The organism is Geobacillus sp. PLS 41 (assembly GCF_056494105.1).
Map to the genome: position 1 here is coordinate 667,023 of NZ_CM151395.1, position 15,036 is coordinate 682,058.

Annotated in this window: 14 protein-coding genes; 13 read left to right on the forward strand and 1 reads right to left on the reverse strand. The window is 54.3% G+C overall.

The window, feature by feature from the left end; genetic code table 11:
* Positions 1–67: 67 nt before the first annotated feature.
* From speE to ACVX3G_RS03295, 6 genes are all read left to right on the forward strand, one after another.
* The gene (gene speE / locus ACVX3G_RS03270) at positions 68–895 is read left to right on the forward strand and encodes a polyamine aminopropyltransferase (protein WP_014196977.1); all 828 of its coding nucleotides are present in this window, start codon (positions 68–70) and stop codon (positions 893–895) included.
* 13 nt (positions 896–908) lie between these two features.
* Positions 909–1,784, forward strand: a complete 876-nt coding sequence (gene speB, locus ACVX3G_RS03275) for an agmatinase (protein ID WP_014196976.1) — start codon at positions 909–911, stop codon at positions 1,782–1,784.
* A gap of 131 nt (positions 1,785–1,915) precedes the next feature.
* On the forward strand, positions 1,916–2,293 hold the full coding sequence (locus ACVX3G_RS03280) for a hypothetical protein (protein WP_011232870.1): 378 nt from the start codon (positions 1,916–1,918) through the stop codon (positions 2,291–2,293).
* A gap of 254 nt (positions 2,294–2,547) precedes the next feature.
* Complete coding sequence (locus ACVX3G_RS03285) at positions 2,548–2,979, forward strand: YwiB family protein (protein WP_014196975.1); 432 nt, start codon at positions 2,548–2,550, stop codon at positions 2,977–2,979.
* A 3-nt stretch (positions 2,980–2,982) separates the two neighbouring features.
* Complete coding sequence (gene argS, locus ACVX3G_RS03290) at positions 2,983–4,656, forward strand: arginine--tRNA ligase (RefSeq protein WP_011232868.1); 1,674 nt, start codon at positions 2,983–2,985, stop codon at positions 4,654–4,656.
* A 74-nt stretch (positions 4,657–4,730) separates the two neighbouring features.
* Positions 4,731–4,898, forward strand: a complete 168-nt coding sequence (locus ACVX3G_RS03295) for a XapX domain-containing protein (protein WP_013146634.1) — start codon at positions 4,731–4,733, stop codon at positions 4,896–4,898.
* A 129-nt stretch (positions 4,899–5,027) separates the two neighbouring features.
* Here ACVX3G_RS03295 and cls read toward each other — a convergent pair whose 3' ends face one another.
* Positions 5,028–6,218, reverse strand: a complete 1,191-nt coding sequence (gene cls / locus ACVX3G_RS03300) for a cardiolipin synthase (protein ID WP_011232866.1) — start codon at positions 6,216–6,218, stop codon at positions 5,028–5,030.
* Positions 6,219–6,554: 336 nt separating this feature from the next.
* Here cls and ACVX3G_RS03305 point away from each other — a divergent pair, with 336 nt between their 5' ends.
* From ACVX3G_RS03305 to ACVX3G_RS03335, 7 genes are all read left to right on the forward strand, one after another.
* Positions 6,555–8,651 carry a heterodisulfide reductase-related iron-sulfur binding cluster gene (locus ACVX3G_RS03305; protein ID WP_014196973.1) on the forward strand — a complete coding sequence of 699 codons (2,097 nt, stop codon included), beginning with the start codon at positions 6,555–6,557 and terminating at the stop codon, positions 8,649–8,651.
* A gap of 156 nt (positions 8,652–8,807) precedes the next feature.
* Positions 8,808–9,986: an acetyl-CoA C-acetyltransferase gene (locus ACVX3G_RS03310; protein ID WP_011232864.1), complete on the forward strand. Its 1,179-nt coding sequence runs from the start codon at positions 8,808–8,810 to the stop codon at positions 9,984–9,986.
* A 118-nt stretch (positions 9,987–10,104) separates the two neighbouring features.
* Complete coding sequence (locus tag ACVX3G_RS03315) at positions 10,105–10,296, forward strand: hypothetical protein (RefSeq protein ID WP_011232863.1); 192 nt, start codon at positions 10,105–10,107, stop codon at positions 10,294–10,296.
* A gap of 12 nt (positions 10,297–10,308) precedes the next feature.
* The gene (locus tag ACVX3G_RS03320; RefSeq protein ID WP_011232862.1) at positions 10,309–11,160 is read left to right on the forward strand and encodes a 3-hydroxybutyryl-CoA dehydrogenase; all 852 of its coding nucleotides are present in this window, start codon (positions 10,309–10,311) and stop codon (positions 11,158–11,160) included.
* Positions 11,161–11,393: 233 nt separating this feature from the next.
* The gene (locus ACVX3G_RS03325; RefSeq protein ID WP_014196972.1) at positions 11,394–12,539 is read left to right on the forward strand and encodes an acyl-CoA dehydrogenase; all 1,146 of its coding nucleotides are present in this window, start codon (positions 11,394–11,396) and stop codon (positions 12,537–12,539) included.
* A gap of 511 nt (positions 12,540–13,050) precedes the next feature.
* Positions 13,051–14,193: an acyl-CoA dehydrogenase gene (locus ACVX3G_RS03330; RefSeq protein WP_011232860.1), complete on the forward strand. Its 1,143-nt coding sequence runs from the start codon at positions 13,051–13,053 to the stop codon at positions 14,191–14,193.
* A gap of 207 nt (positions 14,194–14,400) precedes the next feature.
* Positions 14,401–15,033, forward strand: a complete 633-nt coding sequence (locus ACVX3G_RS03335) for a TetR/AcrR family transcriptional regulator (RefSeq protein WP_011232859.1) — start codon at positions 14,401–14,403, stop codon at positions 15,031–15,033.
* The last annotated feature ends 3 nt before the right edge of the window (positions 15,034–15,036 follow it).

A 15,036-nucleotide genomic window follows, 5' to 3' on the forward strand; every position in this document is an offset into this window, starting at 1 on the left:
TGTTTAGTTTTTCGTTGGCTAAGGAAAACTTGTATAGTAAGCAACGCTCGGAGAAAGGATGTTACCGATGGAACTTTGGTTTACCGAAAAGCAAACGGAGCATTTTGGCATCACCGCACGCATCATCCGCACTTTACATACAGAACAGACGCCGTTCCAAAAGCTCGATATGGTCGAAACGGCGGAGTTTGGCAACATGCTCATTCTAGACGGCATGGTCATGACAACACAAAAAGACGAGTTCGTCTATCATGAAATGGTCGCCCATGTGCCGCTGTTCACCCACCCCAATCCGGAAAACGTGCTTGTCGTCGGCGGCGGCGACGGCGGCGTCATTCGTGAAGTGCTGAAGCACCCAAGCGTCAAAAAAGCGACGCTTGTCGAAATTGACGGCAAAGTGATCGAGTGCTCGAAAACCTACTTGCCGGAGATTGCCGGCAAACTCGATGATCCGCGCGTCGAAGTGAAAGTCGATGACGGGTTTATGCATATCGCCAAAAGCGAAAACGAGTATGACGTCATTATGGTTGACTCAACCGAACCGGTCGGCCCAGCGGTCAACTTGTTCACAAAAGGGTTTTACGCCGGCATCGCCAACGCGTTGAAGGAAGACGGCATTTTCGTCGCCCAAACGGACAATCCGTGGTTTAAGGCCGATTTGATTCGCAACGTATACCGCGATGTGAAAGAAATTTTCCCGATCACCCGTTTGTATACGGCGAACATTCCGACGTATCCGAGCGGGCTCTGGACGTTTACGCTCGGCTCGAAAAAATACGACCCGCTCGCTGTGAGCGACGACCGATTCCATGACATTGAGACGAAATATTACACGAAAGAGCTGCATAAAGCGTGTTTTGTCTTGCCGAAATTTGTCGCGGATTTAACGAAGTAAGGGGGCGCAGGCAATGCGATTTGATGAAGCCTATTCGGGCAACGTGTTTATCGGCAGCCATCCGAATTTTGAAGAAAGCGAAGCCGTCATTTACGGGATGCCGATGGACTGGACGGTCAGCTACCGGCCTGGCTCACGGTTTGGCCCGGCCCGCATCCGCGAAGTGTCGATCGGGCTTGAGGAGTACAGCCCATATTTGGACCGCGAACTCAAAGACATCCGCTACTTTGACGCTGGGGACATTCCGCTGCCATTTGGCAATGCGGCCCGCAGTTTGGAGCTGATTGAACAGTTCGTGAAAAAGGTGCTTGACGCCGGCAAATTTCCGCTCGGCCTTGGCGGCGAGCATCTTGTCTCCTGGCCGGTCATGAAAGCGGTGTATGAATACTACCCGGATTTGGCCGTCATTCATATGGATGCGCACACGGACTTGCGCGAACATTACGAAGGCGAGCCGCTGTCGCATGCGACGCCGATCCGCAAGGTCGCTGACCTGATCGGCCCGACGAATGTCTTTTCGTTCGGCATCCGCTCCGGCATGAAGGAAGAGTTCGAATGGGCGAAAGAAAACGGCATGTACATCGCCAAGTTTGAGGTGCTTGAACCGCTCCGCTCCGTGTTGCCGAAGCTCGCTGGCCGTCCGGTGTATGTGACGATTGACATCGATGTGCTTGATCCCGCTCATGCCCCAGGCACTGGGACGGTCGATGCCGGCGGCATTACGTCAAAAGAGCTGCTTTCGGCCATTCACGAGATCGCCCGCTCCGACGTGCGAGTCGTTGGCGCCGATTTGGTGGAAGTCGCACCGATTTACGACCATTCCGAACAAACGGCCAATACGGCGAGCAAGCTTGTGAGAGAAATGCTGCTTGGCTGGGTGGCGAAGTGAAAAATGAGAAAAAGCGCCTAAATCGCAAGTTTGCGAGGGCGCTTTTTTCTTTGGTGGGACAAAAGATGCAGGAATATGAGCGTACGGAGCGTAATAATATGTAATGTATTTACAGAAAAAGGAGAGGGGGAATGAAGATGGGCGTGAAGCTGATCAAAATTTCCGTTGTGTACTTTGTCATTGGCGTCTGTATGGGGCTTGGCATGTCGATGACCCATTCGTTTGCGCTGACCCCGGTCCATGTCCATATCAACTTGCTTGGCTGGACGGCCTTGACGCTTGCTGGCATCATCTATCATTTATTTCCACAAGCGGCGGCGACGAAATGGGCGAAAGTGCATTTCTGGCTGCACAATATCGGCCTGCCGGTCATGATGATCGGTCTCATTTTCGTCGTTTACGGCAACGAAGCGTTCGTGCCGGTGACAGCGATTGGCGGGGTGCTCGTCGTGATAGGTGTCATTCTTTTTGCTATTAACGTGTTAAAAAATGTTCGGGCGTCATCATAAAATACCGATGGAACAAAGAGGGTGTCCCAAAAGGATCGGGACACCTTTTCTTATTACCGTATGTAGGTATAAAACAATCATTAAGAAACGATATGTTGTGTTTTGTTTAAGGAAAAACAACCTTTTGGGTCAGCCCCTTTTTTTGCCCACTGGAGCGGAAATCTGCCATCGGGTTTGTCCCCTCTTGAATGGAGCGAAACAGTTCATTATACTATAAATTATGACTGTTTGTTCGCAAAGGTGTGTTCATCGATATGAAGGAAACAAACGGCATCCCGGCGCGCCTCCGCCAAGTGGCTGTCATTCGCGACGGTCCGCGCCAAGAGACGGTTGTGCTTGAGGCGGATGGCACGTATTACATAAAAGGGGAAACCGTTTATTTGCAGTTTGCCGAAGAAAACGAACTCGGGCGGGTGAACAACATTGTGAAAATCGCGCCTGACGAGGTGACCATCCTTCGCTCCGGAGCGGTCGAGATGCGGCAAACGTTCCGCCGCCGGCAAGAAACGCCGGGCCATTATGGGACAGCGTTTGGACGATGGGCGCTGGCGGCCAAAACGAGCTCCATGGAGTTTCACTATGATGAGCAGCGGAAAAAGGGGCGGCTTTTTCTTTCCTATGAACTGATGCTAGGCGATGAGCGAAGCGGGCGCCATACGTTGACGTTGACATTTAAGGGGGTATAAGCGGTGAACATTGTCGGACAAATCAAGGAAAAGATGAAAGAAGAAATCCGCCAGGCGGCGGTAAGAGCAGGGCTGGCTTCGGCCGACGAGCTGCCGGATGTGCTGCTTGAGGTGCCGCGCGACAAGGCGCATGGCGACTACTCGACGAACATCGCCATGCAGCTCGCCCGCATCGCGAAAAAACCGCCGCGGGCGATCGCCGAAGCCATCGTCGGGCAGCTTGACCGCGAACGCATGTCGGTCGCCCGCATCGAGATCGCCGGGCCGGGGTTTATTAACTTTTACATGGACAACCGCTATTTGACGGCGGTCGTGCCGGCGATTTTGCAGGCGGGACAAGCGTATGGCGAATCGAACGTCGGCAACGGGGAAAAAGTGCAAGTCGAGTTCGTCTCGGCCAATCCAACCGGAGACCTGCATTTAGGTCATGCCCGCGGCGCGGCGGTCGGCGATTCGCTTTGCAACATTTTGGCGAAAGCCGGGTTTGACGTGACGCGTGAATACTATATTAATGACGCCGGCAAGCAAATTTACAATTTAGCGAAATCGGTCGAAGCCCGTTATTTTCAGGCGCTCGGTGTCGATATGCCGTTGCCGGAGGACGGCTATTACGGCGACGATATCGTCGAAATCGGCAAAAAGCTTGCCGAAGAGTACGGCGACCGGTTTGTCGAAATGGAGGAAGAAGAAAGGCTTGCCTTTTTCCGCGACTATGGGCTCCGCTATGAGCTTGAAAAAATCAAAAAAGACTTGGCCGACTTCCGTGTGCCGTTTGACGTCTGGTATTCGGAAACATCGCTCTATGAAAGCGGAAAAATCGACGAAGCGCTTTCCACTTTGCGCGAGCGCGGCTATATTTACGAGCAGGACGGGGCGACATGGTTCCGTTCGACGGCGTTTGGGGACGACAAAGACCGCGTCTTAATTAAGCAGGACGGCACATATACGTACTTGCTTCCGGACATCGCCTACCATCAAGACAAGCTGCGGCGCGGGTTCAAAAAGCTCATCAACATTTGGGGGGCGGACCACCACGGCTACATTCCGCGCATGAAGGCGGCGATCGCTGCGCTCGGTTATGATCCGGAGGCGCTTGAAGTGGAAATCATTCAAATGGTGAACCTATACCAAAACGGTGAGCGCGTCAAAATGAGCAAGCGCACCGGCAAGGCGGTGACGATGCGCGAGCTCATGGAAGAAGTCGGCGTCGATGCCGTCCGCTATTTCTTTGCGATGCGCTCGGGCGATACGCATTTGGATTTTGACATGGACTTGGCCGTGTCGCAGTCGAATGAAAACCCGGTTTACTACGTCCAATACGCGCACGCCCGCGTTTCGAGCATTCTTCGCCAAGCGGAGGAACAACACATTTCCTATGACGGCGACTTAGCGCTTCACCATCTTGTGGAAACGGAAAAGGAAATCGAGCTGCTCAAAGTGCTCGGCGATTTCCCCGATGTCGTCGCCGAGGCGGCGCTCAAGCGGATGCCGCATCGCGTCACCGCCTATGCATTCGATTTGGCTTCCGCGCTCCATAGCTTTTATAACGCGGAAAAAGTGCTTGATCTGGACAACATCGAAAAAACAAAAGCCCGCCTCGCGCTTGTCAAGGCGGTGCAAATTACGCTGCAAAATGCGTTAGCGCTCATTGGCGTTTCAGCGCCGGAACAAATGTAAACGAACGAGGGGGAGCGACTGCTCCCTCTTTTGTTTGGGCATTCTAAAGAAAAACAGTGGTGGAGGATCAACAAATGAAAGAAGTTGTACTATCGCTCATCACCGGCATCGTTGTCGGCTTTTTGTTCACCTTGCTTCGGTTGCCGATTCCCGCTCCCCCGGCGTTGGCCGGCATCGCCGGCATCGTCGGGGTGTATCTCGGCATGCGGTTGTTTCAATGGTTCACGGTGTTTTGGAAGTAAGCACTTGCATGATCAAACGGGGAACAAAACCCGGTTGGCGCAATTTTGGCAGCATCAAGCCGCCGGAAGCGCCGGCCGGGTTTTTTTGCTTCTTCTGTTGCTTGGGAGGGAAATGGAACTTCAGACCGGTCAAAGCCAGGCGGAGATGAGCTGGGAAATCGACTGTTTGCCGCGGTCAAGAAGCGAACGTTTTTGCCAAAAGTCGACCGTCAGCGGCTCGGCGCGCAACAAATCGCGCTCGATCGCCCGTTTGACGAGGCGGGTAAACGCGCGGTCAAACACATAGCAGTTGATTTCGCTGTTTAAAAACAAGCTGCGCCGATCGAAATTTGCTGTGCCGACGTCGCACCACTCCTCATCGATGACGAGCGTTTTTGCATGGTAAAATCCTTGGTAAAAGCGGTAAATGCGCGCGCCGGCTTTCAAGAGTCGATAAAAGTACGGATAGGCAGCCTCTTTGACAAATAAATGGTCCGCCTTCAGCGGCACAAGGACGGTCACACGCACCCCGCGCCGAAGCGCTTGCATGAGCTCGTTAAACAGCGGCCGGCTTGGGATGAAGTATGGGCTGCCGATCATAATTTCTTTTTTCGCCTGGCGGATGACCTCGATAAACTGTTCTTCAAGGGCAGCGCCGTTGGTGGCGACGAGCTGATGGCGAATGGCGCCGGCCGAAAGCGGCGGGAAGTAGCGATGTTTGTCAGGCACCGTCCGGCCCGTTGCTTCTTCCCAGTCGTGCAAAAACTGTTCTTGCAAGTCGTGAACCCCTTCGCCGTTCACTTTTAAGTGGTAATCGCGCCATTCGCCGAAGTTGGCGTCTTTTCCGTTGTATTCACGGCCGATGTTAAAGCCGCCGATGTAGCCGACCCGACCGTCGATGACCGTAATTTTCCGATGGTTGCGGCGGTTGAGGCGGTAAATGAAAAACGGAAAGCGCGGCTTTCGGGCATAGGCGAACTCCACCCCGCTTTCCTCGAGCGAACGGATGAGCGCTTTCGGCAGTCCAAAGCTGCCGATCCAATCGGTCAACACTCGCACTTTCACGCCGGCAGCTGCTTTTTCCTTTAAAATCTGGAAAAATGGCGCGCTCGTTTCGTCATTTTTTATAATGTAAAACAAGACGTGAATATGATCGCGGGCGCGGCCTAGTTCAGCGAAGTAATCAGAAAATAAATGCCTGCCGTTGATATAGAGGGAAATATCGCTTCTCCGCTCCGGGTAGACGACTTTTTTGCGCCCATTGCGGAAGATGAACTGTCCAAGCTTGTCATCAAGATAAACGAGCAGCAATACGATGGCAATGACGGAAATGACGACCATATCTTCTCCTCCTATGTCGATTCGGTATTTATTAATGTGCCCGAGAACGCGCAAAACGTTTCAAATTGCATCTACCGTGAACATACCCAAACTCCAAATGAATAAAATTTCCATATTGATGAATTTTTTTCGTCATGGGAGTCTATAGAGGGCTGAACAAATCGATGATTCCCCCGCGACCGCTCCGTTGCAAAGGGAAAGTTTTCGCGGCTGGGATGAAAAAAAGGCTATTGACTGAATGCTCATTCATTTGTACAATAGACATAAAGCGAATTCTGAAAATTTCTTTTGTTATGGCAACACATTCGCTCGAAAAACGGGGGAAGGGGAGAGAAGATGAATGCCTTGTTGGTGGTGAACTGGCTCGCGTTTTTGCTTGTAACCGCTTACGCAATTTACTTGTTTGCATATGTCGTAAAAACGCGGGCGATGTACATCAAACTCGGCAAAAAATTCGAGTTTGACCACAAAGTAAAAGAGCGGCTGCGAAACATCTGGGTCAACGTGTTCGGCCAGAAAAAGCTGCTCAAGGACAAAAAAAGCGGACTGATCCACGTCGTCTTTTTCTATGGCTTTATTCTCGTCCAATTTGGCGCGATTGATTTCATCATCAAAGGGCTTGCGCCGGGGGCGCATTTGCCGCTTGGGCCGCTGTATGCGGGATTTACGTTTTTCCAAGAAATCGTCACCTTGCTTATTTTGATCGCGGTGCTCGCCGCCTTTTACCGCCGTTACATTGAAAAGCTCGTCCGTTTAAAGCGCGACTTGAAAGCTGGGCTTGTCCTCATCTTCATCGCCGGGCTCATGCTGTCGGTGTTGTTCGGCAACGGGATGAGCATCATTTGGCACGGCGAAGAAGCGACATGGAGCGAGCCGGTCGCCTCGCTTATTGCTGCCGCGTTTTCCTGGGTCGGCGAAACGGGGGCTGCGGTGCTCTTCTTTATCGCCTGGTGGGTGCATCTGTTGATTTTGCTCACGTTCCTCGTGTACGTGCCGCAATCAAAGCACGCCCATTTGATCGCTGCGCCGATCAACGTCTTTTTCAGCCGGCTGACGCGGCCGAAGCTTGCGCCGATCCATTTTGAAGACGAAAGCCAAGAATCGTTTGGCGTCGGCAAAATTGAGGATTTCACGCAAAAGCAATTGATCGACTTGTATGCCTGTGTCGAATGCGGCCGCTGCACAAGCATGTGTCCGGCGACCGGCACGGGGAAAATGTTGTCGCCAATGGATTTGATTTTAAAATTGCGCGACCATTTGACGGAGAAAGGGGCGGTCGTCACGTCACGCACGCCGTGGGTGCCCGCGTTCGCTTTCAAACATACAAGGGGCAATCAGCTCGCGTTCGCCGCGGCGTCGGAGCAGGCGGCGACGATCGAAATGCCAAGCTTAATCGGCGATGTCATCACCGAAGAAGAGATTTGGGCCTGTACGACGTGCCGCAACTGTGAGGACCAATGCCCGGTCATGAATGAGCATGTCGATAAAATCATCGACTTGCGCCGCTATCTTGTCCTGACGGAAGGACGGATGAACCCGGACGCGCAGCGGGCGATGACGAACATCGAACGCCAAGGCAATCCGTGGGGCTTGAACCGAAAAGAGCGGGAGAACTGGCGCGAGCTGCGCGATGATGTGCATGTGCCGACCGTCAAAGAGGCAGCGAAAGCGGGAGAGGAAATCGAGTACTTGTTCTGGGTCGGCTCGATGGGGTCGTATGACAGCCGGAGCCAAAAAATCGCCCTTGCGTTTGCCAAACTGCTGAACGAAGCGGGCGTCAAGTTTGCGATTTTAGGCAACAAGGAGAAAAACTCGGGCGATACGCCGCGCCGGTTAGGAAATGAGTTTTTGTTCCAAGAATTAGCGACGAACAACATCGCGGAATTTGAAAAAGCGGGCGTCAAGAAAATCGTGACGATCGACCCGCACGCTTACAATACGTTCAAAAATGAATACCCGGATTTTGGGTTCGAGGCCGAAGTGTATCATCATACCGAGCTGCTCGCCAAGCTCATCGAAGAAGGGCGGCTCGTGCCGAAACATCCAGTGAATGAACGCATTACGTTCCATGACTCGTGCTATTTAGGACGCTACAATGACGTCTATGACGCGCCGCGGAAAATTTTGCGCGCTATCCCGGGCGTCGAGCTTGTCGAAATGGAGCGCAACCGCGAACGCGCCATGTGTTGCGGCGCCGGCGGCGGCCTCATGTGGATGGAGGAGACGACCGGCAACCGGATCAACGTCGCCCGCACTGAGCAAGCGCTCGCTGTCAATCCGACGGTCATCAGCTCCGGCTGTCCGTACTGTCTGACCATGTTGTCAGACGGCACGAAGGCCAAGGAAGTGGAAGACCGCGTCTTTACGTACGATGTCGCCGAGATTTTGGCAAAATCAGTATTTGGTGAAGAAAAAGAAGAAGCGGCGTCGTAAAAATAGTTGCGAAGACAATTTCTATTTTTTAAAATAATAAGTATAATGAAAGAGAAGGTGTATGATCGTACACCTTCTCTTTCGCACCACGACCGAGCGAGCGTTCAGTCTGTGTTTTGTAATCGCTTTCTTATCCGATGAAAAGGGGAGAGGAATATGGGAAAAACAGTGATTGTCAGCGGGGCGCGCACCCCGTTCGGAAAACTCGGCGGTTCTTTGCAAGCGCTGTCAGCGTCAGAACTCGGCGGCATTGCCGTGAAAGAAGCGCTTGCCCGCGCGGATGTGAGCGTGGAACAAGTCGATCATGTCATTTTAGGCACCGTCTTGCAAGGCGGACAAGGACAGCTCCCATCACGGCAGGCGATGCGCCATGCCGGCATTCCGTGGCATGTTCGCACCGAGACGGTCAATAAAGTATGCGCATCGGGCATGCGCGCCGTGACGCTCGCGGATCAGCTCATCCGCTTAGGCGACGCCGATGTCGTTGTCGCGGGCGGGATGGAATCGATGAGCAACGCCCCGTACGTGCTGCCGAAAGCGCGCTGGGGGTTGCGAATGGGCGACAGCACGGTGAAGGATTTAATGGTGTATGATGGCTTGACATGCAGTTTTACCGGCGTCCATATGGGCGTTTATGGCGGGAATACAGCGCGTGAACTTGGCATTACACGCGAGGCGCAGGATGAGTGGGCGTACCGCAGCCATATGCGAGCCATTGCCGCCATCGAAGCCGGTCGGCTCGCGGAAGAGATCGTTCCGGTGACGATTCCGCAGCGCAAAGGAGAGCCGCTTGTCGTCGAACACGACGAGGCGCCGCGCAAAGACACGTCGCTTGAAGCGTTGGCGAAACTGCCGCCGGTGTTTGACCCGGAAGGAACGATCACTGCCGGCAACGCCCCGGGCGTCAACGACGGCGCCGCGGCGCTCGTCTTGATGAGCGAGGAGCGCGCCGCCCGCGAGGGGCTTGAGCCGCTCGCGACTGTTGTCGCCCACACCGCCATCGCCGTTGAGGCGAAAGATTTCCCAAAAACGCCGGGACTTGTCATCAACGAGCTGCTCCGCAAAACGGGAAAAACGGTCGACGACATTGCCTTGTTCGAAATAAACGAAGCGTTTGCCGCTGTTGCTCTTGCTGCGATCCAAATCGCCGGCCTTGACCCGGAAAAAGTGAACGTCAACGGCGGCGCTGTCGCCCTCGGCCACCCGATCGGCGCGAGCGGCGCACGCATCATCCTCACGCTCATTTATGAGCTGAAACGCCGCGGCGGCGGCCTCGGCATCGCCGCCATCTGCAGCGGCGGCGGCCAAGGCGACGCCATCTTGGTCGAGGTATAACGAGCGGGGCGCGGCGGGCAAGCGGCATGCCGCCGTCGCCTTCCAGTGTTGCGCCAAGGCATAGGATGCGGCGTGTGACCGTCTGCCCCAAGCGTTGCGTCATGAGGCATCGCGCCATATGGTGCGGCATGCCGCCGCTGTCTCTGCCGCAACGTGCGGCACGTTGCTCATTGCCGCAACAGCCGCGGTATCAACGGTTGACAGCAGGGGTTGTTGTGATGACGATGCAAAGACCGGTTGCCGTTGGCTGCTGGCGGCAGTGAGGCATATGAGTTTGAGCGCGGAACAGGAAACGCAAAGCGGACGATAGGGGGAACAGAAGATGGATGTGAAAACAATCATGGTCGTCGGCGCCGGACAGATGGGGTCAGGAATCGCTCAAGTGTGCGCCGTCGCCGGCTATCAAGTGTTTTTGTACGACATTAGCGAAGCGCAGTTGGACAAAGGAATCGCCAACATCGAAAAAGGGCTCGCCCGCCAAGTGGAAAAAGGGAAAATGACAGCGGTGGACAAAGACGCAGCGCTCGCGCGGCTTGCCCGCTCGACCGACTTGCATGCCGCCGCTGAAGCGGATCTTGTCATTGAAGCGGTCGTCGAAAACATGGACGTGAAAACAAAGCTGTTCGCCGAGCTCGATGCGCTCGCCCGCCCGGAGACGATTTTAGCGTCGAACACGTCGTCGCTGCCGATTACGGAAATTGCCGCCGCGACGAAACGGCCAGAGAAAGTGATCGGCATGCACTTTATGAACCCGGTGCCGGTGATGAAGCTCGTCGAAATTATCCGCGGATTGGCGACGGCTGATGACGTGTATGAAACGATCGAAGCCGTTGCCCGCAAGCTCGGCAAAGTGCCGGTCGAAGTGAACGACTTTCCGGGCTTTATTTCGAACCGCGTCCTCATGCCGATGATCAACGAAGCGATTTACGCCTTATACGAAGGGGTGGCGACCAAAGAAGCCATCGATGAAGTGATGAAGCTCGGCATGAACCATCCGATGGGTCCGCTGACGCTCGCTGATTTTATCGGGCTCGATACGTGCTTATACATTATGGAAACGCTTCATGAGGGGTTCGGCGATGACAAATACCGCCCATGCCCGCTCTTGCGCAAATATGTGAAAGCCGGCTGGCTCGGCCGCAAGACGGGCCGCGGATTTTACACGTATGAATAAACCGCTTGGCGTCGCTCCAGGACAACGCCGAAGCGTGCCGCAATGTGCGTGGGGCGGCGCCCGCTATGCTGTCTGCCGACCGTAACGCCGCACGTTAGGTGCATGCGGGAACGCTGTTTTACAGCCTATAAGGCAAATCTATAGAATCGTTCAGCTGCCTGCTGGCTACCCCATGGAGCGGAGGAGTGCCTGAAAACACCATTGTGTCAGCGACATCGGAAGGAGGCCATTTCATGGAATTTCGCTTCACCGAAGAGCAGGAAATGATGCGGCAAATGGTGCGCGAGTTCGCCGCGGCGGAGATCGCCCCATTTGTCGAGCGCATGGAACAAGGGGAGTTTCCGCGCCCGATTTTAGCGAAAATGGCCGAACTCGGCCTAATGGGCATCACTGTCCCGGAGCAATATGGCGGCGCGGGTATGGACTTTGTGTCGTACATCATCGCCATTCATGAAATTTCGAAAGTGAGCCCGACCGTCGGTGTCATCTTATCCGTGCACACGTCGGTCGGCACGAATCCGATCTTGTATTTCGGCACCGAAGAGCAGAAACAAAAATACGTGACAAAGCTCGCCCGAGGTGAGTACTTGGGGGCGTTTTGCCTTACTGAACCGAGCGCCGGCTCGGATGCGAAAAGCTTGAAGACGAAAGCGGTGCGCCGTGGAGATCGTTATGTGCTAAACGGCTCAAAAATATTCATCACCAACGGCGGGGAGGCAGATACGTACATCGTCTTCGCCCGCACGAATCCGGAAGAAGCCGGAAGCCGCGGCATTTCCGCGTTCATTGTGGAAAAAGGGACGCCAGGGATGTCGATTGGCAAAGATGAGAAGAAGATGGGGCTGCACGGGTCGCGGACGGTGACCATTACGTTTGAAGACGCCGAAGTGCCGGCGGAAAACTTGCTCGGTCAGGAAGGGGAAGGATTTAAAATCGCGATGGCCAACCTTGACGTCGGTCGGATCGGCATCGCCGCCCAAGCGCTCGGCATCGCGGAGGCGGCAGTCGAACATGCCGTCGCCTACGCGAAAGAGCGGGTGCAGTTTGGCAAACCGATCATCGAGCAGCAAGGCGTCGCTTTCAAGCTTGCCGATATGGCGACGGCGGCGGAAGCGGCGAAATGGCTCGTCTATCGCGCCGCTTGGCTGCGCGCGCAAGGGCTGCCGTGCGGAAAAGAGGCGTCGATGGCGAAGCTCTTCGCTTCACAAACAGCGATGGACAATGCCATCGAGGCGGTGCAAATTTTCGGCGGCAACGGCTACACGAAAGACTACCCGGTCGAGCGGCTGTTCCGTGACGCGAAAATTACGCAAATTTACGAAGGAACGAGCGAAATTCAGCGCATCGTCATCAGCAAACATTTGTGCCAGGCATGCTGATGAACCAATCCGAACCAGATGAGAAGGCTCTGTTCCTAGCTTTTCTGCCGTAGTCGGCAAGCCGTTCGCTTGCCGACTGGGCATGCGACAGCATGCCCTCCTCGAACAATGAACGTTTTGCGGGCAAATGGCATTTGCCCGTCGGCGTTCTTGTTCGAGGGAAGAGGCAGAAAAGCTTGTGTTCAGTCAGCTCATGATTGGCAACCGAATGAAATGGTGGAATGAGCCGCAAACCGTCGGGTCTTCGGAAGGCTGAACAACGCCGCTTTCAGGGATGGAGGCATAAACACGGGGCTCTGTCATTTGCTGCGTTTTGTTGTGCAGCCGGAGCGATCCTATTCTCTTTTCCCAACAACGATTCGTTGTCTGTCTTTGGAAAACCCGGAATGGGCGGCGAACTGGATGGCAACGTCGCGGCACAACGATTCGTTGTCTGTTTTTGGAAAACGGTGATCACGCTGGCACGGGGGACGAGGATTTCGGATATATAGGAAAACGGGGGAATGAAACGATGAACTTTCGATTGAGCGAAGAACATGAAATGCTGCGAAAAATGGTGCGCGAATTTGCCGAAAATGAGGTAGCGCCGACTGCCGCTGAGCGCGACGAAGAAGAGCGGTTTGACCGCGGCATTTTCAACAAAATGGCTGAACTCGGTTTAACAGGCATTCCGTGGCCGGAAGAATACGGCGGCATTGGCAGCGATTATTTGGCCTATGTCATTGCCGTTGAGGAGCTGTCGCGTGTCTGCGCCTCGACCGGGGTGACGCTTTCCGCGCATATATCGCTCGCCAGCTGGCCGATTTACAAGTTCGGCAACGAAGAACAAAAGCAAAAGTATTTGCGCGCCTTAGCGACTGGGGAAAAACTGGGGGCATACGCTCTGTCCGAGCCGGGGGCGGGGTCGGATGTCGCCTCGATGAAAACGCGTGCGGTAAAAGACGGGGACCACTACATTTTAAACGGCTCGAAAGTATGGATCACCAACGGCGGCGAAGCGGAAATTTACGTCGTATTTGCCGTCACCGATCCGGAAAAGCGGCATAAAGGGATCAGCGCCTTTATCGTGGAAAAAGGAACGCCGGGCTTTTCGTTCGGCAAAAAGGAAAAGAAACTCGGCATTCGTTCGTCGCCGACGACGGAGCTCATTTTTGAAGACTGCCGCATTCCGAAAGAAAACTTGCTCGGTCAAGAAGGAGAAGGGTTTAAAATCGCCATGATGACGCTCGATGGCGGCCGCAACGGCATCGCCGCCCAAGCGGTCGGCATTGCCCAGGGCGCGCTGGATGCGGCGGTGGACTATGCGAAACAGCGCGTCCAGTTCGGCAAACCGATCATCGAGCAGCAAGGGGTCGCTTTCAAGCTCGCTGACATGGCGACTGCCATTGAAGCGGCGCGGCTCTTGACCTATCAAGCGGCATGGTTGGAGTCGAATGGCTTGCCGTACGGCAAAGCATCCGCCATGGCGAAACTGTTTGCCGGCGACACGGCGATGAAAGTGACGGTCGAGGCGGTGCAAATTTTCGGCGGCAACGGCTACACGAAGGACTACCCGGTCGAGCGGTTTATGCGCGACGCGAAGATTACGCAAATTTACGAAGGAACGCAAGAAATCCAACGCCTTGTCATTTCGCGCATGTTGACACGCAATTAAACATTGCGTGTCCACTCATTCGTGTTGACACACAATTAAACACTGCGCGTCCACTCATTCGTGTTGGCGCGCGATTGAAACATTGTGCGTCATTTCAATGGTTTTGGATCTGAACGGCGGCTTGGCGCTTTGGGGAAGGGCGCACGGATAGGCATGGGGCGGGGCGGCGCCCCGCCGTCAAATGGGAATGGGGGAGAGACAACGAACATGAAAAAACGGGAAGTGATTGCATCGGTCAAAGACGAAAAGCTCGTGAAAAAACGGCGCAATGAGATGATCAAAGGCGCGATTTCCTTGTTTAAACAAAAAGGTTTCCACCAAACGACGACAAGGGAGATCGCCAAAGCGTCCGGCTTCAGCATCGGCACGTTGTACGAGTACATCCGCAAGAAAGAAGACGTCCTCTATCTCGTGTGCGACCGCATTTACGACGAAGTGCGGGAGCGGACGGAACAAGACCTCGGTGCCCACCATGGCACGATCGAAGGGTTAAGGCGCGCCATTGCCCACTATTTCCGCGTTGTTGATGAACTCGATGATGAAGTGCTCGTCATGTATCAAGAAGTGAAAGCGCTAAGCAAAGAATCGCTGCCGTATGTGTTGAATAAAGAACTCGATATGGCGGCGATTTTCGAACATATTTTGCGCGCATGCGTTGAGAGCGGGGCGCTGCAGCTTTCTGAAAGCGAGATCCGCCTGTTCGCCCACAACATCGTCGTTCTTGGGCAAATGTGGGCGTTCCGCCGTTGGGTGCTGCGGAAAATGTATACACTCGATGAATATATCGAACTGCAAACCGAGTTTTTATTAAAGGGGATTATGGAGAAACAGCGAGTCTAAAAG

Bases quoted from the DNA above. Each gene is read 5' to 3' on its own strand.
- speE (WP_014196977.1), top strand. From the start codon at position 68: ATGGAACTTTGGTTTACCGAAAAGCAAACGGAGCATTTTGGCATCACC.
- speB (WP_014196976.1), top strand. From the start codon at position 909: ATGCGATTTGATGAAGCCTATTCGGGCAACGTGTTTATCGGCAGCCAT.
- ACVX3G_RS03280 (WP_011232870.1), top strand. From the start codon at position 1,916: ATGAAGATGGGCGTGAAGCTGATCAAAATTTCCGTTGTGTACTTTGTC.
- ACVX3G_RS03285 (WP_014196975.1), top strand. From the start codon at position 2,548: ATGAAGGAAACAAACGGCATCCCGGCGCGCCTCCGCCAAGTGGCTGTC.
- ACVX3G_RS03295 (WP_013146634.1), top strand. From the start codon at position 4,731: ATGAAAGAAGTTGTACTATCGCTCATCACCGGCATCGTTGTCGGCTTT.
- cls (WP_011232866.1), bottom strand. From the start codon at position 6,218: ATGGTCGTCATTTCCGTCATTGCCATCGTATTGCTGCTCGTTTATCTT.
- ACVX3G_RS03305 (WP_014196973.1), top strand. From the start codon at position 6,555: ATGAATGCCTTGTTGGTGGTGAACTGGCTCGCGTTTTTGCTTGTAACC.
- ACVX3G_RS03310 (WP_011232864.1), top strand. From the start codon at position 8,808: ATGGGAAAAACAGTGATTGTCAGCGGGGCGCGCACCCCGTTCGGAAAA.
- ACVX3G_RS03315 (WP_011232863.1), top strand. From the start codon at position 10,105: ATGGTGCGGCATGCCGCCGCTGTCTCTGCCGCAACGTGCGGCACGTTG.
- ACVX3G_RS03320 (WP_011232862.1), top strand. From the start codon at position 10,309: ATGGATGTGAAAACAATCATGGTCGTCGGCGCCGGACAGATGGGGTCA.
- ACVX3G_RS03325 (WP_014196972.1), top strand. From the start codon at position 11,394: ATGGAATTTCGCTTCACCGAAGAGCAGGAAATGATGCGGCAAATGGTG.
- ACVX3G_RS03330 (WP_011232860.1), top strand. From the start codon at position 13,051: ATGAACTTTCGATTGAGCGAAGAACATGAAATGCTGCGAAAAATGGTG.
- ACVX3G_RS03335 (WP_011232859.1), top strand. From the start codon at position 14,401: ATGAAAAAACGGGAAGTGATTGCATCGGTCAAAGACGAAAAGCTCGTG.